We start from the raw sequence: 26,123 nt of genomic DNA, 5'->3' as shown, positions 1-26,123 counted from the left end.
GGTCAGGACTCCTTGCGGGAGGTGCGGGGGGCTCCGGGCGTGCCGGTCGGGGCGGTCCCGGCCCGGGACAGGACGAGGAGCAGCGCCCAGGTGATGAGGAGGCTCAGGAGGGAGACGGCCACCGACATGCGGGCCTGGGCGCCGGAGATGGAGACGATCCACACGGCGAAGGGCCGGAAGCCGAGGATCGAGGCGGTGGTGAACTCGCCGAGGACGAGCGCCAGGGTGAGGAAGGCGGCGCCGGCGAGGGAGGAGCGCAGGTTGGGCAGGATCACCCGGAGCATGACGTACGGCCAGGAGGCTCCGCAGTTGCGGGCGGCCTCGACGAGCGTGGGGACGTCGACGGCGCGCAGTCCCGCGTCGAGGGAGCGGTACACGAACGGCAGGGCCATGACGGTGTACGCGAGGACCAGGACGAAGGGGAAGTCCTCGTTCTGGACGGCGAGGAACGTCTGGTAGAGCGGGGTCCGCGAGAGGTGGTCGGGGCCCCAGCGCAGGACGGTGCTGATGCCGGTGACGAGCGCGATCGGCGGCACCACGAGCGGCAGCATGCACATCACCTCGACGACCGGCCGCAGGCGCGGGGCGCCGAGCCGGACGGCCACCAGGGCGGGCACCGCGAGCAGCAGGGACAGCGCGATGGTGGCGGCGGCGAGGCCGAGGGAGAGCAGCAGGCTCTGGGTGAACCCGTCGGCGGAGAGCAGCGCGGTGTACGCCTCGAAGGAGACGCCCTGGCCGGGGGTGTGCACGGTGAACACGAACGAGGCGACGAGCGGGACGAGGAAGTACGCGCCGCCGAGGCCCAGGACGAGGCCGCGCCACACGCGGGGGCGGCGCCGGGTCCGTACGGGTGCGGTGGACCGGGCCGCCGGGCGTGTCCCGGACTCCGGGGTGACGTCCGGGGCGGTGGGGGTCATCGCAGCCATCGGGCGCTCCTGCGCTGGAGGGGGAGGTAGACCGCCATGACCAGGCCGGCGATCAGGATCATGTCGAGGCCGAGGGCGAGGGCGACGTTCTCCTGGCCGACCATGACGTTGCCGGAGAGGGCGTCCGCGATCTTGAGGGTGACCAGCGGTACGGAGCCGCCGACGAGGGCCGCGGCGGTGGCGTGGGCGGCGAAGGCGCTGCCGAAGAGCAGCACGAATCCGCCGAGCAGCGAAGGCGCGAGGACGGGGATGCCGACGTGGCGCCAGTACTGCCGGCCGCCGGCGCCCGCGTTCTGCGCGGCCTCCCGCCACTGGGGGCGCAGGCCGTCGAGGGCGGGCAGGATCACCAGGACCATGAGGGGGATGAGGAAGTACAGGTAGACGACGGTGAGGCCGCCGAAGGAGTACAGGTTCCAGCCGAGGCTGGTCAGGTCGGCGAGCTGGGTGACGACGCCGGAGATGCCGACGGTCGCGATGAACGCGAACGCGAGGGGGACGCCGCCGAAGTTGGCGAGGACGCCGGAGGCGGTGAGGACGGCGCTGCGCAGGGCCTGGGACCGGGAGGTGACGACGGCCTGGGCGATGAGGACGCCGAGGACCGAGCCGATCAGGGCGGTGAGCGCGGAGAGTTGCACGCTGCCGATGAGGGAGCCGAGGTAGGGGCCCTGGAGCGAGCGGCTCAGGTGCTCGCCGGTCAGGGCGGTGGCGCCGGTGGCCGGATCGGTGCGGGTGACGGCGCCGAACAGGAGGGCGCCGAGGGGCAGTCCGAAGGCGAGGGCCGTGAAGGCGAGCAGGGGGAGGGCGGCGAGCCAGGTGCGGGGGCCGCGCCGCCGGCGGCTGGTGCCGCCGGCGGTTCCCGTGGTGGGGGTGGCTGAGGACATCAGGAGAGGGCCTTGTCCCACTTCTCGGCGAGAGTGGCCTTGGCCTTGTCGAGCTCGGCGGAGGCCGGGAAGGAGGGGGTGCCCTCGACCTCGGGGAGCTTGGCCAGGAGCGTCTTGTCGGCGGTGCCGTCGGTGGTCATGGCCGGCAGCAGGACGGGGCGGGCGTATCCCTTGAGCCAGAGGTTCTGGCCCTCGGTGCTGTAGAGGAACTCCATCCACAGGCGGGCGGCGGCGGGGTGCGGGGCGTCCTTGTTGACGGCCTGGGAGTAGAACTGGGCGTACACGCCGTCGGTCGGGACGGCGACCTGCCAGTCGACGCCCTTGCCCTTGAACTGGTCGGCGTAGCCGGCGTTGAGGTAGTCCCAGTCGATGCTGATGGGCGTCTCGCCCTTCTCGACCGTGGCGGGGGTGGACTCGACAGGGATGAAGTTGCCGCTCTTCTTCAGCGTGCCGAAGAAGTCGATGCCGGGCTGGATGTCCGCGAAGGAGCCCTTGTTGGCGAGGCCGGCCGCGTACACGCCGCCGAAGGCGGAGCCGGACTTGGTCGGGTTGCCGTTGAGGGCGACCTTGCCCTTGTACTCGGGCTTGAGGAGGTCCGCGAAGGTCTTCGGGCAGTTCGGGATCCGCTTGGCGTCGCAGCCGATGGAGACGTAGCCGCCGTAGTCGTTGTACCAGCGGCCGTCCGCGTCCTTCTGCGCGTCGGGGATCTTGCCCCAGGCCTCGACCTTGTACGGGGCGAACAGGCCCTCCTCGGCGCCGCTGCGGGCGAAGGCGATGCCCAGGTCGAGGACGTCGGGGGCGCGCTTCTGGCCCTTGCGGGACTTGACGGCGGCGATCTCGTCGGCGCTGGCGGCGTCCGGGTTCTCGCTCTCGACCTTGATCCCGTACTTCGCCTCGAAGGCCTTGATCATCTCGCCGTAGTTGGCCCAGTCCGGCGGCAGCGCGATGACGTGCAGCGCGCCTTCCTGCTTCGCCGCCTTGACGAGGGCGTCCATGCCTCCGAAGTCCTTGGCCGACGCCGCGGTGGCCGACTTCGCGCCCTCGGCGCCGCCGGCGCCCTCGGGAGCGGCACCACAGGCGGTGACGGTGGTCAGGACGACGGCACCGAGCAGGAATGCGGCGCCGCGGACGGGGGTTCTGCGCACGGGTTTCTCCCAGAAGCAAATGGAGCGACTGAAGCGAGGGACGGAACTTGTCTGAACAAGACGCCCTTAGTTCGCCCGCACTTCCTGTCCGGAAAATGAACGGGACATGGCTGGATCCGGACGCCTCCCGGAAGAGCCGGTTGCTGTGAACCCCGGGTGACGTCCGTGGACTTGAGGTGAACCGGGAGGGCGATCCGGTGCCCGATCGCCGGGTTAGGGTGGGTGCCTGGTCAGCACACGCCGTGACGTGCTGCGCACAGCCAGGGACGATATGGGGGCATTGTGACGACGCTGTACGTGGAGATCGCGGAGGAACTCCGCCGCTCGATCCTCAACGGCGAGTACCCCGTCGGCGCCCGTCTGCCCTCCGAGAGCGACCTCGCCGACCGCTGGTCCGCCTCACGCGGCACGGTGCGCCAGGCCGTCGCCCTGCTCACCGCGGAGGGCATCATCGGCTCCCGCCAGGGCGCCCGGCGCATCGTGCTCCGCCGGGAACGCCGGCACAGCTTCGCCGAGCTCCACAGCTTCGCCCAGTGGGCCCGCACCATGGGCTACCGGTCGGCGAGCCGCTTCCTCCACCGCGAGCGCCGCCGCGCCACGCCCGAGGAGGCGCGCCGCCTCGGGCTCCCGGAGGGAGCCGCGGTCCTGGACGTCCTGCGGCTGCGCTACCTCGACGACGAGCCGGTGATGCTGGAACGCACCGCGTACGCGGAGTGGGTCGCGCCCAGCGTCGAGTCCCTGCCCGTCGACTGCGCCTCCATCATGGACAGCATGGCCGAGGACGCGGGGATCATCGCCCACTACGGCGAGCACCTCATCGACGCCGTCCCCGCCGGGAGCGACGACGCCCGCCTGCTGCGCGTCCGCCGCGGCAGCCCGCTGCTGCGCCAGCGCCACCTGACGAGCAACCAGGACGGCCGCCCGATCGAATGGACCGAGGACCGCTACCGCGCGGGAAGCGTCACCTTCAACGTCAGCAACTCGGTGGGCACCGCCCCTCTCGTCAGGGACCCCGGCTCCCTGCTGATGTGACGCGCTCGGCGGAGACTGACGTGACACTCCAACCCGGCCCGCGCCATGCGTATCTGACGGTGTGTGATCATCGCTCCGGACGTACACTGACGGGCATGGCATGCCGCATCACCGAACTGGTCCTCGACTGCGCCGACCCCGAGCGGCTCGCCGCGTTCTGGAGCGAGGTCCTCGGGTACGTCGAGATCGGCCGGGAGGACGACGGAAGCATCCAGATCGGACCGCCCGGCGCCGGCTGGGGCGGGCCGCAGCCCACCCTGCTCCTCAGCCTCAGCAGCGACCCGCGGGCCGGGAAGCTTCCCCTGCACCTCGACGTCAACGCCACCGACCGCGATCAGGACGCGGAGCTGGAGCGCCTGCTCGCCCTCGGCGCCAAGCCCGCCGACGTCGGCCAGGACGTCACCGTCAGCTGGTACGTCCTCGCCGACCCGGAGGGCAACGAGTTCTGCCTGCTGCGGACCCGGATCGAGCCCCTCTGACGGCCTCCCCGCACGGCGGCCACCCCGAACTCCCACCCGGCTGGCAGACACGCTGCCCGGGGCCGAAGCGCGACCCGGAAAGTATGATCAAGCGATGTCTGACATGACTGAGACCACGCCCGGCTGGCTGACCGCGGACGAACTGGGCACCGCCAGAGCGCAGATGCCGATCCTGTACGTCGAGGCCGTCCCCGTGCGCGTGGACGACAGCGGCGAGGTCACCAGCATCGGGCTGCTCCTGCGGATCGGCGCGGAGGGAACGATCAGCCGCACCCTGGTGTCCGGCCGTGTCATGTACCACGAGCGGGTCCGTGACGCACTCCTCCGCCACCTGGAGAAGGACCTCGGGCCCGTGGCCCTGCCCCGCGTCCCCGCCTCCCTGCAGCCCTTCACCGTCGCCGAGTACTTCCCCACGGCCGGTGTCACCGCCTACCACGACCCGCGCCAGCACGCCGTGTCCCTCGCGTACATCGTCCCGGTCGCCGGCGACTGCCGCCCCCGGCAGGACGCCCTCGACCTGGTCTGGTTCAGCCCGCAGGAAGCGGCCTCCCCGACCGTGCAGAACGAGATGCCGGGCGGCCAGGGAACGCTCCTCAAGCAGGCCCTCGCCCACGTCGGTCAGACCTACTGAACCCCGCTCCCCCCGCAGGGCCGCCCCCGCGGCCTCGTTTGACCTTGACACGGTGACAAGGTCTTCACTGTGGCCCAGGAGGTGGTCCCGATGACCATGACGAACGAGGGCACGACGGCGATGCGAGCTCTGCGGGGGCTCGGCGACGACAGCGCGTCGGTCCGGCTGCGGGCGGCGCTCGCGGTGGGCACGGCACCCGACGCGCGGTACGTCGACGAGCTCGTCGGGCGGTGCGCGGTCGAGCCCGACTTCCAGGTCCGCGAGATGCTCACCTGGGCCCTCACCCGCCACGCCTCGGCGCTGACGCTCCCCCTGCTCCTCGGCGAGCTCCGCTCGGACCGGGCCCAGGCGCGCAGTCAGGCCCTGCACACCCTGTCCAAGATCGGGGACGCGCGGGCCTGGCCCGCGATCACCCGGGAGCTCCTGACCGACGCCGACGACGAGGTGGCGCGCAGCGCCTGGCGGGCGGCCGTCGTGCTCGTACCCGAAGGCGAGGAGCCGGAACTGGCGGGAACGCTGGCGAGCGGGCTCGGGCGGGGCGGGCGGGAGACGCAGCTGAGCCTGAGCCGGGCGCTGATCGCACTCGGTGAGGCGATGGCTCCGGTCCTGCAAGCGGCCCTGTCGGATGCCCGCCCCCGCGTCCGCCGGCACGCGATCGCCACGGAGAAGCTCTCGCGCGACCCGGATGCCGGCTTCGACTTCGCGGTCGAAGAGGCGAAGCGGATCGTGGCCCTCGGACCGAACGACTGACAGGACGACCGGCCAGGAGGAGTGACAGGCAGTGTTGATCGGTGACGTCGCGCGGCACTCCGGGGTCAGTGCCCGCATGCTCCGCCACTACGAGTCGCTCGGCCTGGTGCGGCCTACGGGTCGTACGGGCGGCGGCTACCGGGAGTACTCCGACGCGGACATCCGGCGCGTCTTCCACGTCGAGAGCCTGCGCTCCCTGGGGCTCTCGCTGCGCGAGGTCGGGCGCGCGCTCGACGATCCCGGTTTCGCGCCCGCGGAACTCGTCGCCGACCTCCTCCGGCAGACCCGCGCACGCATCGCGGCCGAGACGGAGCTGCTCACGCGGCTGCGCCGGATCGACTCCGCGGAACCCGCCGGCTGGCAGGACGTCCTCCAGATCGTCGCGCTCCTCCAGGCCCTCGGGTCGAAGAGCCCCGAGACGCGGCAGCGCGCGGCCCTGTCCTCGGCCGAGGAGGCGCCGGTGCCGGTGGAGGCACTGGCCGAGGCGGTGCTGAGCGAGACGGACCCGAGCGTGGCGGGGGCCCTGCGCTGGGCCCTCGCACGATCGGGCGAGGCCGGGCTGCCGCTCCTCGCCCGTGGCCTCGGCTCGCCGCGGGCCGAGGTGCGGACACGTGCCGTCCGGTCCATCGCGGAGATCCCCGGCGACCGGGCGACGGAGCTGCTGCGGGAGGCGCTCGCGGCCCCCGACCTCGCGGTCCGGCGGTACGCGGCCCTGGAGCTGGGGCTACGGGGCGCGGACGAGGCCGTCCCCACGCTCCTCGACATGATCGTCGAGGAGGCGAACGACGTGCCCGCGGCCGAAGCGCTGGGCGCCCTGGCGAGCCGTCCCGCGCTCGCGGACCGGATCACCGGCCTGCTCGTGGACCGCCTCGCCGACGACGGCACGCGGCCGCCCGCGCGCCTCCGCCTCGTCCAGGCCCTCGCGGACATCCCGGGCAGCACGGCGTCACACGCCCTCGCGGACCTGTCCCAGGACGAGGACCGCGCGGTCGCGCTGACCGCCACGTACATCCTGGGGATCCGTGAGGAACGCTGACGGACGTTACGGCCGGTTACGGGCGCTCGTACCGGCGGATGCGGTAGCGCAGGCCGCTCGTGGAGTCCCGCCAGCCGGTGTCCTCCGAGAGCTGCCAGTCGGCGTCGAGGACCGGGGCGTAGGTGTCGCCGGCCGTCGGGCTGTCGACCTCCGTCACCGAGAGCGTCGTGGCGTGGGGCAGGGTGGCACGGTAGATCTCGCCACCGCCGATCACCCAGGCGGCGGCCTCGCCGCTCGGCTCCCGAGACCCGGCGGCCAGGTCGAGCGCCGCCTCGATGGATCCGGCGCGCTCCGCGCCCTCGGCCGTCCACTCCGCGTCGCGCGTCACCACGATGTTGCGGCGGCCGACGAGGGGGCGGAAGCGGGGGGGCAGCGAGTCCCAGGTCTTGCGGCCCATGATCACGGGGTGGCCGAGGGTGGTCGCCTTGAAGTGCGCCATGTCCTCGGGGAGCCGCCACGGGATGGCGTTGTCGGCGCCGATGACGCCGTCGGTGGTCTGCGCCCAGATGAGCCCGATGTTCACACCCGTACTCATACGGCGACCGGGGCCTTGATCGCCGGGTGGTGCCGGTAGCCCACGATCTCCACGTCGGAGTAGGCGTAGTCGAACAGCGAGGCGGCCTTGTGCAGCTTCAGCTCGGGGAACTCGTACGGCGTCCGCGAGAGCTGCTCGGTGACCTGCTCCACGTGGTTGTCGTAGATGTGGCAGTCACCGCCGGTCCAGATGAAGTCGCCCGGTTCGAGGCCGGTCTGCTGGGCCACCATGTGGGTGAGCAGGGCGTAACTGGCGATGTTGAACGGCACGCCGAGGAAGAGGTCGGCGCTGCGCTGGTAGAGCTGGCAGGAGAGCCTGCCGTCCGCCACGTAGAACTGGAAGAAGGCGTGGCACGGGGCGAGCGCCATCCGGTCGAGCTCGGCGACGTTCCAGGCGGACACGATCATCCGGCGGGAGTCCGGGTCCTTCCGCAGCGTGTCGAGGACCTGGCTGATCTGGTCGATGTGCCGGCCGTCGGGGGTGGGCCAGGAGCGCCACTGCACGCCGTAGACGGGGCCGAGCTCGCCCTTGTCGTCGGCCCACTCGTCCCAGATGCTGACGCCGTTCTCCTGGAGCCAGCCGACGTTCGAGTCGCCGCGGAGGAACCACAGCAGCTCGTACACGATGGACTTGAGGTGCACCTTCTTGGTGGTGACCAGCGGGAAGCCCTGCGAGAGGTCGTAGCGGAGCTGGTGTCCGAAGACACTCCGGGTGCCCGTGCCCGTCCGGTCGGCCTTGGCCGTTCCGGAGGTGAGCACCATTTTCAACAAGTCTTCGTACTGGGTATCCGCCACGGTCGTCGAGTCTACCGCCGGCCACGGAGCGACCCCGACCCGGCAGCGCGCGACAGACCTCGTCGCAGACCTTTGAATGGAGATATGAGCACCGTTCGATGGCTTGCCGCGGCAGGGCTGGCGGCGGCGCTTGTAGGCGCCGCAGCACCCAGCCCCACGCCGCCTCCCCCGCAACCCCCGCCCCAGCTCGACGACGCGGAAGTGCAACGCGCCGTCGACCAGCTCGACGGAGTCGTCAAGGACGCCATGCAACGCACCGGTGTGCCGGGCGTCGCCGTCGGGGTCGTCCACGACGGCAAGGTGATCTACCTGAAGGGCTTCGGCGTACGGAAGGTGGGCGAGAGTGCCACCATCGATGCCGACACCGTGTTCCAGCTGGCCTCCGTGTCGAAGCCGGTCGCCTCCACCGTGATGTCCGGGGCCATCGGTGTCGACGGCTGGGCGAAGCCGGTCGCCCCGAACCTGCCGGACTTCGCGCTCAAGGACCCGTGGGTCACCTCCCACGTGACGGCCGCCGACCTGTTCGCGCACCGCAGCGGTCTTCCCGACCACGCGGGTGACCTGCTCGAAGACCTCGGCTACGACCGCGCGTACATCCTGTCCCATCTGCGCTACGAGCCCCTCACCCCGTTCCGTGCCAGCTACGCGTACACCAACTTCGGCCTCACGGCCGCCGCCCAGGCGGTCGCCAACGAGAAGGGCGTGTCCTGGGAGAAGCTCTCCGGCGACGTCCTCTACAAGCCGGCCGGCATGAACTCCACCAGTTCCCGGTTCGACGACTTCGCGAACGCCACCGACCGGGCCTGGGGCCACGCCAAGGTCGACGGCGCCTGGAAGGCCGAGTTCGTACGGAATCCGGACGCCCAGTCCCCCGCCGGCGGCGTCAGCTCCACCGCACGTGACATGACCACGTGGCTGAAGCTCCAGCTCGGCAACGGCAAGCTGGACGGCAAGCAGATCGTCAACGCCGAGGCCCTGGAGCGCACCCACTGGCCAGAGGCGGTCTCGAACCCGCCGCACGCCCCGGCCGGCCGGACCGGCTTCTACGGCCTGGGCTGGAACGTGAGTTACGACGACGAGGGCCGGCTGAGGCTCTCGCACACCGGAGGGTTCGAGCTGGGCGCGCACACCAACGTGACGATGCTGCCCGGCGAGCAGCTCGGCATCGTCGTCCTGACCAACGCCTCACCGGTCGGGGTCGCCGACGCCGTCGCCCTCGACTTCTTCGACATCGCGCAGACCGGCCAGGTCAGCCGTGACTGGATCCCGCTCGTGGACTCGGTGTACCAGCAGCAGACGGACGCGCTCCGGTCGAAGACCGACTACGCCCACCCGCCGTCCGGCGCGGCGCCCGCGCAGGCCGCCGACACGTACGCGGGCACGTTCGAGAACTCCTACTACGGCCCCGCGAAGGTCGTCGCGGGCACGGACGGCACGCTGACCCTCCAACTGGGCCCGAAGCCGCAGTCGTACCGGCTCACGCACTACGACGGCAACACGTTCAGCTTCCAGACGGCCGGCGAGAACGCCATCGGTCCCACCGGGGTCACCTTCACCCCGGAGGGCAAGTCCTTCACCGTCGAATACCTGAACCACGAGGGCCTGGGCACGTTCACCCGCGCCGACGGCACATGAGGCCGGCGCGGCTCACATGCTGAGTCCCCACCAGGGCCAGGTGGCCTCGCGGCCCGCCTCGATGAGGCCGACCATGCGGAAGGCGGCGTCCGTGAGGCCGCCGAAGGTGTGGCGGTGGGGGCCCGTGGGGCCGTGGGCGGGCCGGTAACCGGCCAGGTTCCAGGTGTAGACCGGGATGTCGGCCGGGACGGGTTCGGTCGGTCCGGCGGGCTCGTAGGCGGCGGCCTGCTCGTCGGTGACGATCAGGACCCGGTCGTGCTCCCGGTAGTGCTTCCGGATCGCCTTCGTGGTGTACGTACCTCCGAGGCTCCGGAAGCGCTTGAGCACGTCGAGCACCGGCTCGCCCGGTGTGAACGGCACCTCGGCGCTGCCCCAGCCGAACTCCACCAGATCCGCCTGCTCGGCCCGCATGGCCAGCGCGGTGCCGAACACGGCCGCCGCGTCGGCGCGGGTCAGCCTGGACCGCTCGGACACGGTGTCCCAGAACATGGAGTCGGACCGGTCCACCAGGATCAGGGTCCGGCCGGGCAGGACCGGGACGTTGGCCAGGGAGTGGCCCAGGGCCCGTTCCAGCGGGGCCGCCCAGCGCGGCGACGGCGCGTGCTGGTGCGCTGCCAGGTAGCGGAAGGGGAACTGCCGCGACCGGGCGACCTCGGCGGCGTCCGAGAGGCGCCCGGCGACGAGGGCGGCGACCTCGTCCGAGACTCCCGCCTCGTCGAAGTTCCGCAGGTTCCTCAGGAGCGCCATCGACCCCATCGCGGGGATCACGGCCTCCCAGACGGCGGCGTCCATCGGGCCGTGGAGCCAGCCCGCCAGGGCCTCCCACGTCATGCCCGCCGCGGCGAGGCGTGCGGAGCCGCCCGGCCCGGTCACCACGGCCCGCCGCTCGGCCACGGGCGTCTCCATGAGCTCGCGGTGAGCGGTCAGGAGGTGGTCGCAGGTCGGCGGAACTGCCCGCTCCGGGTGGTGGCGGCGGTCCAGGGCGTACCGGAAGAGCGCGCCCTGCCAGGGTTCGGCCGGGTCGGGTGAGGCGTGCACCAGGTTGAGCACGTCGCCGAAGCGGAACCCCCGGAGACCCTTCGCGGCGGTGTCGTACTTGAGCAGGGACCGGGAGGTGTAGAGGCGGCGTACGCCGTCGGCGATGCCCCGCTTCACGGGCTGCGGCACCTTGCGCCCGTACGCCGAGATCCAGTGGGCGAGCAGTATGCCGGGCTCGTCGGCGCGCTGGAGCACGGAGTCGATCACGGACCGGTGGGACGGGCCCCCGGACGCCCCGGCCTCAAGCCGGGCCCGTACGTACGCGGCGGCGCCCACCAGGGACGCCGTCCGCATGTTGCCTTCGGCGCGCAGCCAGCGCAGCAGACCTGCCGTCCACTCGGGGTACTCGACGGCGAGTTCGCCGACGAGCCGGGTGAAGCGGGCGTCCCGTTCCTCGCCGCTCTCGTAGAAGGTCTGCTGCGAGACGAAGTTGCCGACGGCGAGGAGGAAGAGCTCGTCGCGGGGCTCCCGGACGAAGGCCGGACCGGAGGCGTAGGTGCGGAACTCCGGTCCGGCGGGGCTCTGGTGGAGCGGCGACGACGACGGGGGCATGGCGCGGGCGGCGGCCGAGACGTGCGGGGCCACGAGCATCTCGGACCAGACCTTGGAGACGCGTGGGGTGTGACGAGGCAGTGAATCCCCCGGATTCAAAGGATCGGACGGCCCCGGCCACGACGAGGGCGGGGCGGGCCCCCCGGGCGCCGGGCCCGGTGGGGCGGACGCGCCCGCGCCTGCCGAGATCAGAAGAGGCGGCGGCGTCACTTGGTTTCGGAAGGAAGTAGCCGCAGCCGGGCGCATCGGAGGCGCGGTCGCGGAGCCAACGTACAAGGCACCGCGACCGTCGCACCAGCGATTATCGCCACGCCGCCGATCGCCGCGCCTCGCCCGCCCGGCGTCGGCGCAGGGCGAGGCCCAGAAGCAGCGCCGCGTACCCGCCCAGGACGGCGATGCCCGCCCACCAGGGAAGCGGGAAGTAGCCGGCGGAGGGCACGTAGTGGGCGGTCACCTGCGGGTAGGCGACGAGGGTCTGCCGCGTGGCGAAGCCGGCGGCCGGGGTGACGCGCAGAAGCCACTCCGACAGGCCGTCGGGGAGCAGCGGGAACGACGTCACCCCGTACGGGAGCAGGGTCGTCAGGACGGCGGCGGGGATCGTGGTCCAGGCGCGTCGCAGCAGGGCGCCCAGCGCGAGGGCGAGGACGGCGGCGAGGGCGAGCGCGGCGGCCGTGCCCGCGACGACACGGGCTTCGGTGAGCGCGGACACCTCGCTGACGGGGATGCCGTTCCCCTTCAGGACCGCCATGCCGACGGGCATCACGACGCCGAGGGCGAGGAGGCCGGTGCAGAAGGTGACGGCTGCCAGGACGATCGCCTTCGCCGCGAGTTCCCCGCGGGTGACCGGCGCTCCCCCGGTGGCTTCGCGGCGGTGTGCGGAGGTGGCGAGCCGCACCGCGACCACGAGGACGACGAGCAGCGCGAGGGCCAGGCCGCCCAGGGTGCTCTCCGCGGGGCGGGCGCCGTCCTCGGCGCCCGCCGGACCGATGTCGCCGGAACCGGTGACGGTGATCGTGCCGTTCTTCACGACCGCGCCGGCGGGCCGGTTGCGCTTCTCCCAGTCCGTCCGGTTCGCCTCGCCGACGGTGTCGCTCCGCCATCGTGCGGCCGGGTCGGCGCCCTGGTCGCCGACGTGGTCGAAGACGCCGACGGCCTGGGTCCAGCGCACCTGCTCCGTGGCGCCGCCGAGGCCGACGGGGCGTAGGCTCAGGTCACCGGGCGAGGTGGCGAACAGGCCGATCTGCGCGGTCGGGGGCAGCCCCGGGAGGCGTGCCGTGCCGACCTTCGTCCAGCGCCGGCCGTCGGCGGACTCGTAGCCCGTGACGGTGTCGCCCGACCGGGTCAGCCGCAGCCAGCGCGGGGCCCGGGCCGAGACCCCGGCGCCGCCGCCCGCGACGTCGTGGCGGTAGTCGTACTGCATGCGCACGCCGTGGCTGCCGGTGACCATCAGCGCCGCGTACGAGGCTCCCGGGCGCACACCGTCCTTGATGACGATCCCGGCCTTCGCCCAGGGCACGAGGCCCGGGACGATCTGGTCGTGGTGCGGCGGCGGGTAGGTGATGGTGCCCGTCATGGACGTCAGCCGGACCGTGATGCCGCCGCTCTCGCCCAGGTCCCGGTGCAGGAAGGAGAACTGGTCGTGCACGAGGGCGCCGTCGGGCCCGGCCGGAGGGGCGTCACAGAGGCCGTCGCAGGAGGCGTGGTTGCCGAACGCGTACAGCAGGCCGAGGACGATGACGGCGAGGGCGGCGCTCGCCATGGCGATCAGCCGGCCGGGACGGCGGAAGGCGGTCCACTCCCGGTGGACCGCGCGGAGGATCGTGTGGGTCGATGACATGACCACGGTTGTACGGAGGCCGGCATGACGTGGTCCGAACCGTGCCTGTCATCTCGCTGTCAGGTACGGCGGGGCATGCTGGTCGCGGCCACATACGGGCGCGAGGAGGAGCACGGGCATGCTGCGGGGCGGAACGGTCGGACGGCGCTTCACCCTTCTGTACGCCGGGGGGTTCCTCGGGTCCGGGATCGTGCTGCTCGCCCTGACGTATCTGATGACCGGGGTCCGGCTCTCCGCACCCGCGGACCCGTCCGCCGACCCCCTGACCGCCCAGCAGCAGATCCGCGAGCTGCAGGCGCAGCTCGCGGACGTGCACGGGCAGCAGGAGCGCAGGTGGGTCCTCGCCTCGCTCTTCGCCCTGGTGGTGATGGCGGGGCTCTCTCTCGTACTCGGCCACGTCCTGGCAGGCCGGGTCCTGCGCCCGCTGCGGCTCATCACGGCGGCGACGCGGCGGATCTCCGCGGAGAACCTGCACGAGCGGCTGGCCGTGACCGGGCCCGCCGACGAGGTGAAGGAGCTCGCCGACACCGTCGACGGCCTCCTCGAACGCCTTGAGGCCTCGTTCGTCGCGCAGCGCCGCTTCGTCGGCAACGCCTCGCACGAGCTGCGTACACCGCTGGCGACGATGCGGGCCTCGCTCGACGTGGCCGTCGCCAAGCCCGATCCGGCCGCGCAGACCCTCGCGCTCGCCGGTCGTCTGCGGACCGAACTCGACCGCGTGGACCACCTGCTCGACGGCTTCCTCCTGCTCGCCCGCGCCGAGCACGGCGCCTTCGCCGACCGGACGCTCGTGGCGCTGGACGGCCTGGCGCGGGAGGCGCTGGACGCCCGTGCCCCCGACATCGCGGCGAAGTCCCTGGAGGTCCACGCCGAGGTGGGGCGGGCGGTCCGGACGCGGGGCAGTGCGGCTCTGCTGTCCCGGATGGTGCAGAACCTCGTGGACAACGCGATCGCGCACAACGAGGAGAGCGGCTGGATCCGGGTCACCACCGGCGGCGACGGCGGCACCGGCGCGCGGCTGGTCGTCGAGACCGGCGGGCGGGTACTGGACCAGGGCGAGGTCGACCGGTTGGGAAGGCCGTTCGAACGGCTGGGCGCCGCCCGTACCGGATCGGAGGCGAGTTCGGGCCTGGGCCTGTCGATCGTGGCGGCGATCGTCGGTGCGCACGGCGGCCGCCTCGTGCTCCTGGCCCGTCCGGAGGGTGGCCTGCGCGTCACGGTGACGCTGCCGTCGGCCGCCCCGGACCATGACACGCTGCGGGCGGAGGTGACGGCGTGAGGATTCTGGTCGTGGAGGACGCGGGGTCGCTCGCCGAGGTCGTCGCGGAGGGACTGCGGGACCAGGGGATGGCCGTCGACCTCGCGCACGACGGTCTTGAGGCCGCGGCCAAGCTCGATGTGAACGCGTACGACGTGGTGCTCCTCGACCGGGATCTGCCCGGCATCCACGGTGACGCGCTCTGCCAGATGATCACCGGGCGGGACGACCGTCCGATGGTGCTGATGCTGACGGCGGCCGGGGCGCCCGGCGACCGGGTCAGCGGTCTCACGCTCGGGGCCGACGACTACCTCGCCAAGCCCTTCCACTTCCCCGAACTGGTGCTGCGCATCCGGTCCCTGGCCCGCCGCAGGCCGGCCGCCCGCGCCCGCACGCTGCGCGCGGCCGGTGTCGAACTCGACCCGGTACGCCGCACCGCCCTCCGGGACGGCCGCCCGCTCGCCCTGTCCGTCAAGGAGTTCGCCGTCCTGGAGGCGCTCCTGCGGGCCAGTCCGGGGTTCCTGAGCGCCGAGGACCTCCTGGAGCAGGTGTGGGACGAGAACGCCGATCCGTTCACGAACACGGTGACCGTCACCGTCGGGCGGCTGCGCAGGAAGCTGGGCGGCCCGCCGGTCATCGCGACGACGACGGGGGTGGGCTACCGCATCGCGGACGCTCAGGCAGGCTGAGGGGGCTCAGCCGTCGCTCACCCTCATGGTGCGGGCGAGCCGCTCCAACAGCTCCGCGAGGTGGGCCTGTTCGTCCGGGCCGAGCCCGGCGAGGAGCCGGCGCTGGTTGTCGAGATGGACGGCGATGAGCTCGTCGGTCAGGGCGACGCCTTCGCCGGTGAGGGTGATGAGGCGTCCGCGGGAGTCGGTCTCGTCGACGGTCCTGGCGACGAGACCGCGGGCTTCGAGCCGGTCGACGCGCTTGGTGATGGCGCCGGTGGTGACGAGGGCGGTGCGGCTGAGGTCGCCCGCGGACAGGGCGTACGGCTCGCCGGCCCGCCGGAGTGCGGCGAGCAGGTCGAAGTCGCCGCTTCCGAGGCCTGCGGCAGCGAAGGGCGGACGCAGTTGCTGGTCGAGGGCGTGGGTGAGCCGGAAGAGCCGGCCGACGACGAGCATCGGCGTCGCGTCCAGATCGGGGCGCTCTCGTTTCCACTGATCGACGATGGCGGCGATGGCGTCGGACTCCATCTCTTCACTCTATCTTCCACGGATGATAAATTATCTTCCGTGGAAGATACCCGCGTTTCCGAGGCCGCGCAGCCGGCGGTCCAGCCGTCCCCCGGCACCGTCCCCGCCCGTCGCCGCCTGATCGCCTCCAGCCTCGCCACGTCGATCGGCGACGGCATCTACGTGCCCCTGACCATGCTGTTCATCCACGGACTCACGGGCCTGTCGCTCACGTCGATCGGCGCGGGCCTCACGATCGCGGGTCTCAGCGCGCTGGCCTTCATGCCCGCCGCGGGCATCCTCATCGACCGCTTCGGCGGCCGTCGCGTGCTCATCGCCGTGCTCGCGCTGCGCGCGCTCGGCTTCGCCGCCTACCCGTTCGCCGACTCCTACCCGGCCTTCCTGACGATCGCCCTCGTGGTGGCCGTGGGCATGTGGGCGTCCGCACCGAGCCAGCAGTCCCTCATAGGCGACCTCGCCCAAGGTGCCGAGCGGGACCGGCTCCTCGCCTGGGACCGCAGCCTCCGCAACGCCGGCATGGGCTGCGGCAGCCTGGCGGCGGCCGGGATGCTCGCGTGGAACGGCACCACCGGATTCATCGTCGCCGCCGAGTCCCTGGCCGCGGTCTTCGCCGTCGCCGCCGTCCTGGTCGCCAGGATCCCCCAGGTCCGCAGCGTCACCAAGCGGCCGGACACGCGCGGCGGATACCGGCAGGTGCTCGCCGACCGCCCGTACCTGCTCATCACGACGGCCAACTTCCTCATCGCCTTCGGCTACACGACCCAGGCCATGGCCCTGCCCGTCTTCCTCACCCGCGACGTCGAGCTGCCCGACGCCCTGGCCGGCGCGGTCTTCGCGGTCAACACCGTCCTGGTCGCCCTCCTCGGCGTACCCGCCGCCCGCCTCACCTCACGCGGCAGACGCACCCGTACGGCAGCCCTGGGCGCGGCCACCTTCGCGCTCTCGTTCGCCGCCTTCGCCGCCCTCCCCCACCTGGTCCGCGGCGCGGACGCCCTCGTCGCCGTCCTGGCGGTCGCGGTGCTCTACACCGCCGGCGAACTCGTCCACTCCGCCCCCTCCCAGAGCCTGTCCGTCCAGGCCGCCCCCGACCACCTCCGGGGCCGCTACCTCTCGGTCTACCAGCTCTCCTGGTCGGTCTGCCGCACCATCGCGCCCATGCTCCTGGGCTTCCTCCTCGACACGGGCCCCTGGCACCTGTGGACGGTCCTCGCCCTCCTGGTCCTGACGGGCGCGGCGATCCTCCTCACCGCCGAACGCTCGCTCCCCTCCCACACGAACCTCCCCGGCGCCGGTACGCCGGCGGTATGAGCCGGCTTCCGGGGATCAGTCGCAGCGGTACGTGAAGGTGCCCTCCGCCGTACGGGTCGTGGGGGACGTGATCACCAGGCGGGCCACGGCATGGTGGGTGCCGCTTCCCTGGAAGGTCCACAGGAGGTGGAGCCTGGCCTCCTTCTGACCGCGGGTCAGGGTCTCGCGCAGGGGCGCTGAGCGGGTGCCGTCGCTGCGTTCCCAGTGGTACGTGAGGGTGCCCCGGCGGCCGTCGGTGCGGACGACGCCCAGCACGTTCGCCGTGCCGTCGCAGCCCAGCGGCCCTTGGGGAGCCGTGACCGCGACCTCCCGTACCGAGACGCCGGGGCCGTACTCGCGCCAGGCCAGGAGGGCCAGGGCGACCAGGAGGATCAGGACCGCCGGCACGTACCGGAGCGACCGTCGCCGGGGGCGTGGTGGGGTGCCGTGCCAGATCTGAGCCGCCGTCGGGGTGTTCCCGGCGCGTCGGGCGGCGGCCGCGGTCACCCCCGGGCCGAAGCGGAGGACGTCGCCCTCCACCCGGTCGGGCGTCGCGTCCGGTGGCGGGCCCTGGAACCAGTGGCTGCCCAGTTCGGTGGCGCTGTAGTCGTCGTCGTTCACGTGATCACACACCGTCGGATGAAGGTCTGCTGCAGGGAGCCGCCGTTCGCGGCGGCGGGGTCCGTGGTCGCGCGCACTCCCCAGTAGCAGCCGGCGCCCCGGACCGCGTGCGGGAGCGTGAGGGTGTAGGTGTCGGCCCCTTCGCGACGGAAGGTCTCCGAGCCGTCCGGTGTACCGGGCACGCCCTTCTCGTCGCCCGTGAACCACTCGACGAGCAGCGTCACCGGACCCGGCCCGTCCGTCCTGATCTCGACCGTGGCCTCCGCGTCCGTCGGCCCGGTCTGGCGCAGGCTCGTGACGGAGACCGCCGTGACCGAGACCGGCGGCGGTGTCGTGGGTGGGGTGGTCGGTGGCGTGGTCGGTGGGGTCGGTGGGGTCGGTGGTGGGGTCGTCGGCGGTGGGTCCGTCGTCGTGGTCGTGGGTGGCGGTGCAGAGGGTGTCGTCGGTCCGGTGGTCGGTTCGGTCGTCGCCGGGGGTTCCGGGGGTTCCGTCGAGGCCTGGGGCTCCTCCGTCGTCGGCGTCGCCGTCGGGGTCGTCCTCGGGTCCGGTGGGCGGGCGCTCGGTGACGTGTTCGTCGTCGCCACGGCCTGGGCGGCCGAGTCCCCGGTCGTCGGCTCTCCCCCGGCCCGCGCCGCGAGAGCGAGGAGGAGCGCCAGGACGAGGGACGCCGCGGCCGCCGGCAGCCCCCGGGGGAGACGTCGCCAGAGGCGGGGCGGCGGGGCGGGCAGGGTCGTCGTGGCGAGCGCGGTCGTGCCCTGGGCCGTGCCTTCCGAGGAGGGGAAGAGCAGCGGCAGGAGTGCGGCCAGGGCCGCGAGCCGGCCGCGTCCCCGCTCCTCCCAGTCCGGTCCGTACGCGGCGGCCGCGACCGACTCCAGTTCGCTGACGAACGCGTCCGCGTTCTCCGGCCGCTCGTACGGGGACTTGGCGAGCCCGCGGCGGATGAGCGGGCGCAGTGGCTCCGGGGCCTGTCCGTCGGGTACGGGCGCCTCCAGGTGCTGGAGGGCGAGTTCGGCGAAGTTGTCGCCCGCGAAGGGCTTGCGTCCGGTGAGGCACTCGAAGAAGGTCGCGGTCGCCGCGTAGACGTCGGCCGCCGGAGAGGCGGGGGCGCCGTTCCACTGCTCGGGTGCCATGTAGGCGGGTGTTCCGGCGACGCCGGCCCTGGTGTCGCGTCCGGCCGCGATGCCGAAGTCGACCAGCTTGGAGGACCCGTCGGCGGCGACGAGGACGTTCTCGGGCTTGTAGTCGCGGTGGACGACGCCCGCCCGGTGCGCGGCGGCGAGGCCGAGGAGCGAGCCCTTGAGCACGGCGAGGGCGGCCTCGGGGCCGGTCGATCCCTCCCGGGCGAGGAGGGCGCGCAGCGCGACGCCGTCGACGAGCTCCATGACGATGGCCGCTCCCTGCGGCGCCTCGACGTACTCGTAGAGGCCGACGACGTGCGGTGTGTCGAGGGCGCCGAGGAGCCGGGCCTCGGAGCGGAAGCCCCGGACGAACGACTCGTCCGAACGGAGGCGCTCACTCAGGTACTTGACGGCCACCGGCATGCCGGTGGCGTCGTGGGTGGCCAGCGTCACGCGTCCGCTGCCGCCCGCGCCCAGTTCCCGGGTCTCCGTGTATCCCGGGACCACCCATGCGCTCATCCCCGTCCCCCCTCGGCGCCGTGGCGGCCTTCCTCCACAGGGACAGATTCTGGCCAGGGCCGGTTCCCGGCGAAAGGGGGGAAGTCGGTGATTGTCGGCCGTACGCGTGAACCGTACGTACGGACAAGGGGATGGCCCCCACGGCGTGGGGGCCATCCCTGCCGCATCTCACCGCTCGGTCACGGCGTGACCTTCAGCAGCCTGTTCGCCGTGCCGGAGGTGGCGTTCTTGATGGCGTCCGGCGTGGCCGCCCCGGTCAGCGCGTCGGCCGTCTCGGCGGGCGTCGCCGACGGGTGGGCGGCCAGGTAGAGGGCCGCGGCGCCCGTCACGTGCGGCGTGGCCATGGACGTACCGGAGATCGTCTTGGTGCCGGTGTCGCTGTCGTTCCAGTCGGAGGTGATGTCCGAGCCGGGGGCGTACAGGTCCACCACCGCACCGAAGTTGGAGAAGTCCGACTGCTCGTCGTCCTTGGTGCTGGACGCGACGGTGAGGGCCTCGGGCACCCGGGACGGCGAGCCCTGGCCGGCGTCGGAGGACTCGTTCCCGGCCGCGACGGCGAAGGTCACACCCGAGTCGATGGCCCGCTTGACGGCGGCGTCGAGCGCCTCGTCGGCGCCGCCGCCGAGGCTCATGTTCGCGACGGAGGGCCCGGTGTGGTGCTGCGTCACCCAGTCGATGCCGGCCACGACCTGCTCGGTGGTGCCGGAGCCGTTGTCGTCGAGCACCCGTACGGCGACGATCTTCGCCTTCTTGGCGACGCCGTGGGCGGTGCCGGCGATGGTGCCGGCGACGTGGGTGCCGTGGCCGTTGCCGTCGTCGGCCGAGTCGTCGTTGTCCACGGCGTCGAAGCCGTGGGTGGCGCGGCCGCCGAAGTCCTGGTGGGTGATCCGGACGCCGGTGTCGATGACGTACGCGGTGACGCCCTCTCCCCCGCCGTCGGGGTACGTGTACGTGTCGTCGCCGGCCGTCTCGGTCTGGTCGATCCGGTCCAGACCCCAGGACGGGGGCTTCTCCTGCGTCTCGTCGATGGTGAAGCGCTTGTTCTGCACGACCGTTCCGACGGCGGGGTCGGCGGCGAGCCGCTTGGCCTCCTGGACCGTCAGGCCCGATGCCGAGAAGCCGTTGACCTCGGAGCCGTACGAACGCTGAAGGGTGCCGCCGTACTTCTTCGCGAGCTCCCCCTTGTTCGCGGATGCGTCGAGAATGACGACGAAGCTGCCGTCGACGGCGCCGGGGGCGCCGAGTCCGTACACGGTCCCCTCGGCCGGGGTGGCCGCCCCGGCGAGGTTGCCGGCGAGCAGCGCCGTGACGGCCGCGGCTGCGACCCCCGTGGCTATGGACGCATTGCGAAATCGCGTGGATCGCTTGTGAGTTGCCATGAAAGAGGTTCTCTCCTCGTGTTGACGTGTGGGGCGTCAAACGTTCGAGAGAACCCTGTGCGGATTGGCAGGAGCAAATCAAGTGCGAACCGGGGGTACGGGTTTTTCAACAAGGTTTCTGAATACCCTCTCCGCATCGCCTCCATGTCGCACACGCCGTGCCGCGAACTCCTTTGCGAAAAGGGCACGTTCGCCGGTGAACCGGTCAGCTGTCGAGCCCCGCGTTCAGACGGGTGTTGAGGCGGGCGGCCTGGCGGGTCAGGTGGTCGCGTTCCAGGAGGTCGGTCGCCTTCCCCGCCGCCTCGGTGTACAGACGCGCCGCCGACCTGAGATCGCCCGCGCTTTCATGGAGGTACGCCGACACCGCCGCGTACCGCGGAAGTGTCCCGTCAAGCTCCGCGAGCGCCGCCAGGCCGGCGCGCGGTCCGTCGGCCTCGCCCACGGCGACCGCCCGGTTGAGCCGGACGACGGGGCTGTCGGTCAGGCGGGCGAGTTCGTCGTACCACTCGACGATCTGCACCCAGTCCGTCTCCGCGGCCGTGGGAGCGTCGGCGTGGAGCGCGGCGATGGCGGCCTGTGCCTGGAACTCGCCGAGGCGGTCACGGGCGAGGGCGGCCTGCAGGATCCAGACGCCCTCCGCGATCGCGGCGGTGTCCCAGCGGCCGCGGTCCTGCTCGGCGAGCGGCACCAGGCTGCCGTCGGGCGCGATCCGGGCGGCCCGGCGGGCGTGGTGGAGCAGCATGAGGGCGAGGAGCCCCGCCACCTCCGGGTGGTCGCTCACGGCCGCGAGCTGCCGGGTGAGCCGGATGGCCTCGGCGGCGAGGTCGAGGTCGCCGGAGTAGCCCTCGTTGAAGACCAGGTAGAGGACGCGCAGCACGGTGGCGACGTCGCCGGGCCGGTCGAGACGCACGCCCGAGACCGTGCGCTTGGCCCGGCTGATGCGCTGCGCCATGGTCGCCTCGGGCACCAGGTAGGCCTGGGCGATCTGGCGGGTGGTCAGCCCGCCGACGGCGCGCAGCGTGAGCGCGACCGCGGACGAGGGCGTGAGGGAGGGGTGGGCGCAGAGGAAGTAGAGCTGGAGCGTGTCGTCCACGGCGGGCGTGGGGCCGGGCGCGGGCTCCTCCTCGACGAGGTCCTCGCGCCGGCGCCGGGCGGTGTCCGCCCGGGTCGCGTCGAGGAACTTGCGCCAGGCCGCCGTGACCAGCCAGCCCTTCGCGTCGCGGGGAGGGTCGGCGGGCCAGACGCGTACGGCCTCCACCAGCGCGTCCTGGACGGCGTCCTCGGCCGCCGCGAAGTCGGCTCCGCGGCGGACGAGGACGGTGAGCACGCTCGGCGTGAGGCTCCGCAGCAGGGCCTCGTCCATGGGACCGGTCACTCCGTGATGGTGGGCGGCGCGGCCATGAACGGGCGCAGTTCGAGCCACTCGTGGATCGGCTGCCCGCCGGCCCCGGGGGCGGCGGAGAGCTCCCCGGCGAGCTCCAGGGCGCGCTCGTAGCTGTCGACGTCGATCACCATCCAGCCGGCGATGAGGTCCTTGGTCTCGGCGAACGGGCCGTCGGTGACCGGCGGGCGGCCCTCGCCGTCGTAGCGGACCCAGACCCCCTCGGGGGCGAGCCCCTGGGCGTCGACGAACTCGCCGGTCTTCTCCAGCTTGGCGGCGAAGTCGTGCATGTACTGCACGTGGGCCGAGATCTCCTCCGGCGTCCACTGGTCCATGGGCACGAAGCCCTCCGGGCACGGGGCGCCGCGGTAGTGCTTCAGCATCAGGTACTTGGCCATGACGTTCTCCTCGGTCCTTGTGCGGCCCATTCTGGTCGCTCTCACACCGGGGACGGAGCGGGGCGCGGGTTCTCGACATCACCGGCGAAGTTTCTTCCCCGGCGGGGTTACGGGACTCCCTCACGGGTGCGTCGCCGGGAGGTCGCGGCGGCCTCGCAGCGGGGAGAGGAGGGTCGGGAGGAAGCTCAGGCAGATGAGGGCTCCGCCGGTCCAGAGGGCCGCGCGCGGCGAGTAGTGCGCGCCGATGGCCCCGGCGAGGGCGGCGGCGACGGCCATCGACCCGGTGAGGAGGAACCGGAAGGTGGCGTTCATACGGCCGAGCAGGTCGGCCGGGGTCAGGCGTTGGCGCAGGCTCACGCCCAGGACGTTGGCCGTCCCCGTCCGCACGGAGAACGCGACCCATCCGGCGACCGCCGCCCACAGGCCGGTGCCCCGGTCCATCAGGGGGACCAGGAGGCCCGCCGGGGACAGCCACAGGCCTGCCAGGACCAGCCCACGGCCGTGGCCGAAGCGGTCGGCCAGCGGACGGGCGAGGCGGGCCCCGAGGAACAGGCCGACGCCACCGGCCGCCCAGAACAGGCCGAGCGCGCCCGCGGACAGGCCGAGTTCCCGGGTGAACACCACGGGGAGCATCGTGTTCACCATGACCGTGCCCAGGTTCCCGACCGAACCGCTGACCGCGATGGCACGCAGCTCCGCGTGGCCCAGGACGTGGCGCAGTCCCTCGGCGATCTGGGCGCGCAGACTCGGTCCGCGGCCGAGCGCGGCGGTAGGCTCCGCCGCGGCCTCGCGGGTGTCCGGCGCGGCCTCGTGGGCTTCCGGCGCTTCCTCGCGGGTGTCCGACGCCGCCTCGTGGGCTTCGGGCGCGTCCTCGCGGGCTTCCGGCGCGGCCTCTGGCGTTTCCGGCGCAGCCGCCGCGGCCGGGTGCGCGGTCCGCTCCGCCGTGCGCGCGTCGCCGCGCGCCATCCGCAGCAGTCGGAGCGCCGAGCCGAGGTGGCCCGCCGCGGCGCAGACCACCGCGAGCGGTGCCCCCAGGAGCTGTACGAGCGCGCCGCCGGCTCCGCGCCCGGCCACGTTGCCCGCGGCCGTCAGGCTCACCAGGGCCGAGTTCGCCGGGATCAGGGCGGCGGGGCCGACGAGCCGGGGCAGGACGCTCTGCGAGGCCACGTCGAAGAGGACCGTGGCGGCCCCGCTCAGGAGCACCACCGCGCACAGGCCGCCGAAGGTCAGGACGTCGAACCACCAGGCCACCGGGATCCACGCGAACAGCGCGGCGCGCAGCAGGTCCGCCACGATCAGTACCGTGCGGTGGCGCATCCGGTCGACCCACGCGCCCGCGGGGAGGCCGATGAGCAGGAACGCCGCCGTGCTCAGGGAGGCGAGCAGGCCGACCTGGCCGGGTCCCGCGTCCAGCGCGAGGACGGCGACCAGCGGGACGGCGACGTAGGTGACGTTCGTCCCCAGGGTGCTCAGGACGGACGCGGAGAACAGGGCGCGGAAGTCCCCCGAGCGCCAGGGGGACCGCGTGCCGTGGGGAGCCTGTCCGCGCTGGGGAGAACGGACGCGCCGGGAGGCGGTGAGGAAGGTGGGCATGCCCGGTACGGTGGCCGGTCCTCACAGCCTGGGGCCAATGTTTTAGCCTCACGTGAATCCGTCACGTGCATCCGGGGAACGTCGGCGGGCCGGAAGGGGCAGGGGTATCCGTGCTGGAGATCGAGTTCTCTGCGGAGGACGTCGCGCGCACCCGCTTCGCCATCTCACCGCTCTGGGAGGTCGTGGCCGGGGCCCGGGTCCTCGCGGGGGCCGGTGAGCAGGCGCTGCACCGGCGGTGGGCCGAGCAGGTGCGCGCCCGGATCGCGGCCGCGCGGCTCGATCTGACGCCGCTGACCTCGCTGGTGCCGGTGCCCGCGCCTTCGATCCCCGGTTTCCTGTGCCCTCCGCCGAGCACGTCGGGCCCGTCGCTCGGCGTGGAGCTGGCCGCGCTGCGCGCCACTCCGCCCGAACGGCTCCGGGCCTCGGCGCGCGAGGCGCAGCCCGGTGTCGACGCGCTGCGGGCCGACCCGGAGCGCGGGCTCGGGCGGCTCGCCGACGTGATCGCGGCCTTCTGGGAGCTCGCGATGGCCCCGTACTGGCCCCGTATCCAGACGCATCTGGAGGCAGACATCCAGTACCGGGCGCGTCGCTTCGCCGAAGGCGGGACGCGGACGCTGTTCGAGGACCTGGAGCCCCGACTCGCCTGGAATTCGGGCACGTTGAGCGTGGAGCACCGCTTCGTCCACGGTGTGCGCCGCCTGGACGGGCGCGGGCTGCTGCTCGTGCCGTCGGCGTTCGTGTGGCCCCGGGTGTTCTCGACGACGGACCCGCTGTACCAGCCGGCCCTGCGCTATCCCCCGCGCGGCATCGGCACCCTGTGGGAGGCGCCGCCGGAATCGGCCTCCCGCGCCCTGTCCGGGGTACTCGGCCGGTCGCGGGCGCTGCTGCTCGCGGAGCTCACGGCACCGGCCTCGACGACCGAGCTCGCCGGACGTACCGGCCTCACTCCCGGCGGGGTGTCGCAGCACCTCGGCGCCCTCCGCGCGGCCGGTCTCGTCTCGGCCCACCGGGCGGGGCGGGCCGTGCTGTACGCACGCACGCGCGTGGCGGAGGAACTCGTCGCGGGAGCGGGCCGGTGACAGGTCCGGGCCGAGGCTTGAAATTGCCGTTGCGGCAGCTTCTACCGTCCTGACCAGGGCCGGAGAGACCGGCCCTGCGACACACTCGTACGGGAGGCGGAGATGGACTGGCCGATCGCGGAGGTCGCCCGGATGTCGGGCGTCACCGCCCGGACCCTGCGGCACTACGACGAGATCGGCCTGCTGTCGCCCGCCCGGATCTCCGCCGGCGGCCACCGCCGCTACGGGGAGCAGCAGCTCCTGCGCCTGCAGCAGATCCTCGTGCTGCGGGCCCTCGGCGTGGGTCTGCCCGAGATCGGGCGGATCCTCTCCGAGCAGGTCGACGAGGTGGAGGCCCTGCGCGGGCACCACCGGCGGCTGCTCGCCGAGCGGGACCGGCTCGACGCGCTGGCCGGCACCGTCTCCCGCACGATCGTCGATCTGGAGCAGTCCAGGAAGGACGGCACACCCATGACCGCGATCAACCGACCGGAGAACCTGTTCGAGGGCGTCGAGCCCGCTCTGTACGAGGAGAGTCTGCGCGAGTTCCCGGAGCGCGCCGAGGCGGTCGCCCGCCGGGTCACCGGGATGACCGCGCGGGACGTCGAGGCCGGGCAGCGCGAGCGTACGGCCTCGATGGTCCGGCTCGCCGAGCTGATGGCCGCCGGCCTGCCGGCCGACGCCGCCCCCGTACAGGCCGAGACGGACGCCCAGTACCGGACCCTGACGGAGCTGCGCGCCGTCTCCGTCGAGGAGTACCGGGCCATCGGGCGCTCCTGCGTGGACAACGAGCAGTGGCGCGCCGCGTACGAGGCGATCGCCCCCGGCCTCGCCGCGTACCAGCGGGACGCGATCGAGGCGTACGCCGCGTCCAGGCTGGGCTGAACCGGGAGCGGGCCGCCGACCTCGGGGCACGCCCCTGGTCGGCGGCCCTCGCCTTCGTGGCGGGTCGCCACCGTGCGCCACGGTCATCAGCCTTCATGACGGGGCGGCGTCGTGCGCCACGGTCGTCAGCCTTCATGGCGGATCGGCACCGTGCGCCAC

At 72.9% G+C, this 26,123-nt stretch carries 25 protein-coding genes; 11 read left to right on the top strand and 14 right to left on the bottom strand.

What is annotated here, in order from left to right; genetic code table 11:
- Nucleotides 1–2: 2 nt before the first annotated feature.
- Genes ACZ7HT_RS26500 through ACZ7HT_RS26490 form a run of 3 tightly spaced genes read right to left on the bottom strand, consistent with a single transcriptional unit; the run spans nt 3 to nt 2,919 of the window.
- Nucleotides 3–926 (bottom strand): ABC transporter permease, encoded by a 924-nt coding sequence (locus tag ACZ7HT_RS26500; protein ID WP_471170563.1) that lies wholly within the window; start codon nt 924–926, stop codon nt 3–5.
- Complete coding sequence (locus ACZ7HT_RS26495) at nt 914–1,807, bottom strand: ABC transporter permease (protein ID WP_471170562.1); 894 nt, start codon at nt 1,805–1,807, stop codon at nt 914–916. Before ACZ7HT_RS26495 ends, ACZ7HT_RS26500 begins: the two co-directional genes overlap by 13 nt.
- Nucleotides 1,807–2,919, bottom strand: coding sequence for an ABC transporter substrate-binding protein (locus tag ACZ7HT_RS26490; RefSeq protein WP_471170648.1), 1,113 nt, complete (start codon nt 2,917–2,919; stop codon nt 1,807–1,809). The genes ACZ7HT_RS26495 and ACZ7HT_RS26490 overlap by 1 nt, the downstream gene beginning before the upstream one ends.
- Before the next feature lie 315 nt (nt 2,920–3,234).
- On the opposite strand from ACZ7HT_RS26490, the gene ACZ7HT_RS26485 reads away from it, so the two are divergent.
- The 5 genes from ACZ7HT_RS26485 to ACZ7HT_RS26465 all read left to right on the top strand — a co-directional run bounded on the left by ACZ7HT_RS26485 (nt 3,235) and on the right by ACZ7HT_RS26465 (nt 6,880).
- Complete coding sequence (locus tag ACZ7HT_RS26485) at nt 3,235–3,984, top strand: GntR family transcriptional regulator (RefSeq protein WP_471170560.1); 750 nt, start codon at nt 3,235–3,237, stop codon at nt 3,982–3,984.
- A gap of 95 nt (nt 3,985–4,079) precedes the next feature.
- Nucleotides 4,080–4,463 carry a VOC family protein gene (locus ACZ7HT_RS26480; protein ID WP_471170558.1) on the top strand — a complete coding sequence of 128 codons (384 nt, stop codon included), beginning with the start codon at nt 4,080–4,082 and terminating at the stop codon, nt 4,461–4,463.
- Nucleotides 4,464–4,566: 103 nt separating this feature from the next.
- A complete protein-coding gene (locus ACZ7HT_RS26475) occupies nt 4,567–5,094 on the top strand; it encodes an NUDIX hydrolase family protein (protein ID WP_471170647.1) in 528 nt (175 codons plus the stop codon).
- 90 nt (nt 5,095–5,184) lie between these two features.
- Nucleotides 5,185–5,844, top strand: a complete 660-nt coding sequence (locus tag ACZ7HT_RS26470; protein WP_471170557.1) for a HEAT repeat domain-containing protein — start codon at nt 5,185–5,187, stop codon at nt 5,842–5,844.
- A 31-nt stretch (nt 5,845–5,875) separates the two neighbouring features.
- On the top strand, nt 5,876–6,880 hold the full coding sequence (locus ACZ7HT_RS26465) for a HEAT repeat domain-containing protein (protein ID WP_471170556.1): 1,005 nt from the start codon (nt 5,876–5,878) through the stop codon (nt 6,878–6,880).
- Nucleotides 6,881–6,896: 16 nt separating this feature from the next.
- On the opposite strand, the gene ACZ7HT_RS26460 is transcribed toward ACZ7HT_RS26465, so the two are convergent.
- Nucleotides 6,897–7,403, bottom strand: a complete 507-nt coding sequence (locus ACZ7HT_RS26460; RefSeq protein ID WP_471170646.1) for a dihydrofolate reductase — start codon at nt 7,401–7,403, stop codon at nt 6,897–6,899.
- An 8-nt stretch (nt 7,404–7,411) separates the two neighbouring features.
- On the bottom strand, nt 7,412–8,209 hold the full coding sequence (locus ACZ7HT_RS26455; RefSeq protein WP_471170555.1) for a thymidylate synthase: 798 nt from the start codon (nt 8,207–8,209) through the stop codon (nt 7,412–7,414).
- 84 nt (nt 8,210–8,293) lie between these two features.
- Between ACZ7HT_RS26455 and ACZ7HT_RS26450 the strand changes: the two genes are divergently transcribed.
- A complete protein-coding gene (locus ACZ7HT_RS26450) occupies nt 8,294–9,844 on the top strand; it encodes a serine hydrolase (RefSeq protein ID WP_471170554.1) in 1,551 nt (516 codons plus the stop codon).
- Between the two features lie 12 nt (nt 9,845–9,856).
- Here the strand turns inward: ACZ7HT_RS26450 and ACZ7HT_RS26445 are convergent, their stop codons facing one another.
- Together ACZ7HT_RS26445 and ACZ7HT_RS26440 are read right to left on the bottom strand one after the other, a co-directional pair.
- Nucleotides 9,857–11,473, bottom strand: coding sequence for a TROVE domain-containing protein (locus tag ACZ7HT_RS26445; RefSeq protein WP_471170552.1), 1,617 nt, complete (start codon nt 11,471–11,473; stop codon nt 9,857–9,859).
- Between the two features lie 262 nt (nt 11,474–11,735).
- A complete protein-coding gene (locus ACZ7HT_RS26440) occupies nt 11,736–13,271 on the bottom strand; it encodes a hypothetical protein (protein WP_471170551.1) in 1,536 nt (511 codons plus the stop codon).
- Between the two features lie 118 nt (nt 13,272–13,389).
- Here ACZ7HT_RS26440 and ACZ7HT_RS26435 point away from each other — a divergent pair, with 118 nt between their 5' ends.
- Complete coding sequence (locus tag ACZ7HT_RS26435; protein WP_471170549.1) at nt 13,390–14,550, top strand: sensor histidine kinase; 1,161 nt, start codon at nt 13,390–13,392, stop codon at nt 14,548–14,550.
- Nucleotides 14,547–15,218 carry a response regulator transcription factor gene (locus ACZ7HT_RS26430; RefSeq protein WP_471170547.1) on the top strand — a complete coding sequence of 224 codons (672 nt, stop codon included), beginning with the start codon at nt 14,547–14,549 and terminating at the stop codon, nt 15,216–15,218. The genes ACZ7HT_RS26435 and ACZ7HT_RS26430 overlap by 4 nt, the downstream gene beginning before the upstream one ends.
- 6 nt (nt 15,219–15,224) lie before the next feature.
- On the opposite strand, the gene ACZ7HT_RS26425 is transcribed toward ACZ7HT_RS26430, so the two are convergent.
- The gene (locus tag ACZ7HT_RS26425; protein ID WP_471170546.1) at nt 15,225–15,725 is read right to left on the bottom strand and encodes a MarR family winged helix-turn-helix transcriptional regulator; all 501 of its coding nucleotides are present in this window, start codon (nt 15,723–15,725) and stop codon (nt 15,225–15,227) included.
- A gap of 39 nt (nt 15,726–15,764) precedes the next feature.
- On the opposite strand from ACZ7HT_RS26425, the gene ACZ7HT_RS26420 reads away from it, so the two are divergent.
- The gene (locus tag ACZ7HT_RS26420; RefSeq protein WP_471170544.1) at nt 15,765–17,033 is read left to right on the top strand and encodes an MFS transporter; all 1,269 of its coding nucleotides are present in this window, start codon (nt 15,765–15,767) and stop codon (nt 17,031–17,033) included.
- Nucleotides 17,034–17,048: 15 nt separating this feature from the next.
- Here the strand turns inward: ACZ7HT_RS26420 and ACZ7HT_RS26415 are convergent, their stop codons facing one another.
- The 6 genes from ACZ7HT_RS26415 to ACZ7HT_RS26390 all read right to left on the bottom strand — a co-directional run bounded on the left by ACZ7HT_RS26415 (nt 17,049) and on the right by ACZ7HT_RS26390 (nt 24,021).
- Complete coding sequence (locus tag ACZ7HT_RS26415; RefSeq protein ID WP_471170542.1) at nt 17,049–17,633, bottom strand: hypothetical protein; 585 nt, start codon at nt 17,631–17,633, stop codon at nt 17,049–17,051.
- Complete coding sequence (locus ACZ7HT_RS26410; RefSeq protein ID WP_471170540.1) at nt 17,630–19,270, bottom strand: protein kinase domain-containing protein; 1,641 nt, start codon at nt 19,268–19,270, stop codon at nt 17,630–17,632. Before ACZ7HT_RS26410 ends, ACZ7HT_RS26415 begins: the two co-directional genes overlap by 4 nt.
- Nucleotides 19,271–19,449: 179 nt before the next feature.
- Nucleotides 19,450–20,649, bottom strand: coding sequence for a S8 family peptidase (locus ACZ7HT_RS26405; RefSeq protein ID WP_471170539.1), 1,200 nt, complete (start codon nt 20,647–20,649; stop codon nt 19,450–19,452).
- 205 nt (nt 20,650–20,854) lie between these two features.
- Nucleotides 20,855–22,012 (bottom strand): RNA polymerase sigma factor, encoded by a 1,158-nt coding sequence (locus ACZ7HT_RS26400; RefSeq protein ID WP_471170645.1) that lies wholly within the window; start codon nt 22,010–22,012, stop codon nt 20,855–20,857.
- 8 nt (nt 22,013–22,020) lie between these two features.
- On the bottom strand, nt 22,021–22,428 hold the full coding sequence (locus ACZ7HT_RS26395; RefSeq protein ID WP_471170537.1) for a YciI family protein: 408 nt from the start codon (nt 22,426–22,428) through the stop codon (nt 22,021–22,023).
- 120 nt (nt 22,429–22,548) lie between these two features.
- Nucleotides 22,549–24,021 (bottom strand): MFS transporter, encoded by a 1,473-nt coding sequence (locus ACZ7HT_RS26390; protein WP_471170535.1) that lies wholly within the window; start codon nt 24,019–24,021, stop codon nt 22,549–22,551.
- 110 nt (nt 24,022–24,131) lie between these two features.
- Between ACZ7HT_RS26390 and ACZ7HT_RS26385 the strand changes: the two genes are divergently transcribed.
- Nucleotides 24,132–25,100 (top strand): ArsR/SmtB family transcription factor, encoded by a 969-nt coding sequence (locus tag ACZ7HT_RS26385; protein WP_471170533.1) that lies wholly within the window; start codon nt 24,132–24,134, stop codon nt 25,098–25,100.
- 102 nt (nt 25,101–25,202) lie between these two features.
- Entirely contained in the window at nt 25,203–25,964 is a 762-nt protein-coding gene (locus tag ACZ7HT_RS26380) for a MerR family transcriptional regulator (RefSeq protein WP_471170531.1), read from the top strand.
- Nucleotides 25,965–26,123 lie beyond the last annotated feature (159 nt).

Source organism: Streptomyces sp. NPDC037410 (genome assembly GCF_055602235.1).
This window is presented reverse-complemented; position numbering and strand designations above follow the sequence as displayed.

Coding starts and splice junctions, on each gene's coding strand:
- ACZ7HT_RS26500 (WP_471170563.1), bottom strand. CDS start 926: ATGGCTGCGATGACCCCCACCGCCCCGGACGTCACCCCGGAGTCCGGG.
- ACZ7HT_RS26475 (WP_471170647.1), top strand. CDS start 4,567: ATGACTGAGACCACGCCCGGCTGGCTGACCGCGGACGAACTGGGCACC.
- ACZ7HT_RS26410 (WP_471170540.1), bottom strand. CDS start 19,270: ATGAGCGCATGGGTGGTCCCGGGATACACGGAGACCCGGGAACTGGGC.
- ACZ7HT_RS26405 (WP_471170539.1), bottom strand. CDS start 20,649: ATGGCAACTCACAAGCGATCCACGCGATTTCGCAATGCGTCCATAGCC.
- ACZ7HT_RS26425 (WP_471170546.1), bottom strand. CDS start 15,725: ATGGAGTCCGACGCCATCGCCGCCATCGTCGATCAGTGGAAACGAGAG.
- ACZ7HT_RS26435 (WP_471170549.1), top strand. CDS start 13,390: ATGCTGCGGGGCGGAACGGTCGGACGGCGCTTCACCCTTCTGTACGCC.
- ACZ7HT_RS26400 (WP_471170645.1), bottom strand. CDS start 22,012: ATGGACGAGGCCCTGCTGCGGAGCCTCACGCCGAGCGTGCTCACCGTC.
- ACZ7HT_RS26380 (WP_471170531.1), top strand. CDS start 25,203: ATGGACTGGCCGATCGCGGAGGTCGCCCGGATGTCGGGCGTCACCGCC.
- ACZ7HT_RS26495 (WP_471170562.1), bottom strand. CDS start 1,807: ATGTCCTCAGCCACCCCCACCACGGGAACCGCCGGCGGCACCAGCCGC.
- ACZ7HT_RS26390 (WP_471170535.1), bottom strand. CDS start 24,021: ATGCCCACCTTCCTCACCGCCTCCCGGCGCGTCCGTTCTCCCCAGCGC.
- ACZ7HT_RS26395 (WP_471170537.1), bottom strand. CDS start 22,428: ATGGCCAAGTACCTGATGCTGAAGCACTACCGCGGCGCCCCGTGCCCG.
- ACZ7HT_RS26440 (WP_471170551.1), bottom strand. CDS start 13,271: ATGTCATCGACCCACACGATCCTCCGCGCGGTCCACCGGGAGTGGACC.
- ACZ7HT_RS26445 (WP_471170552.1), bottom strand. CDS start 11,473: ATGCTCGTGGCCCCGCACGTCTCGGCCGCCGCCCGCGCCATGCCCCCG.
- ACZ7HT_RS26450 (WP_471170554.1), top strand. CDS start 8,294: ATGAGCACCGTTCGATGGCTTGCCGCGGCAGGGCTGGCGGCGGCGCTT.
- ACZ7HT_RS26470 (WP_471170557.1), top strand. CDS start 5,185: ATGACCATGACGAACGAGGGCACGACGGCGATGCGAGCTCTGCGGGGG.
- ACZ7HT_RS26480 (WP_471170558.1), top strand. CDS start 4,080: ATGGCATGCCGCATCACCGAACTGGTCCTCGACTGCGCCGACCCCGAG.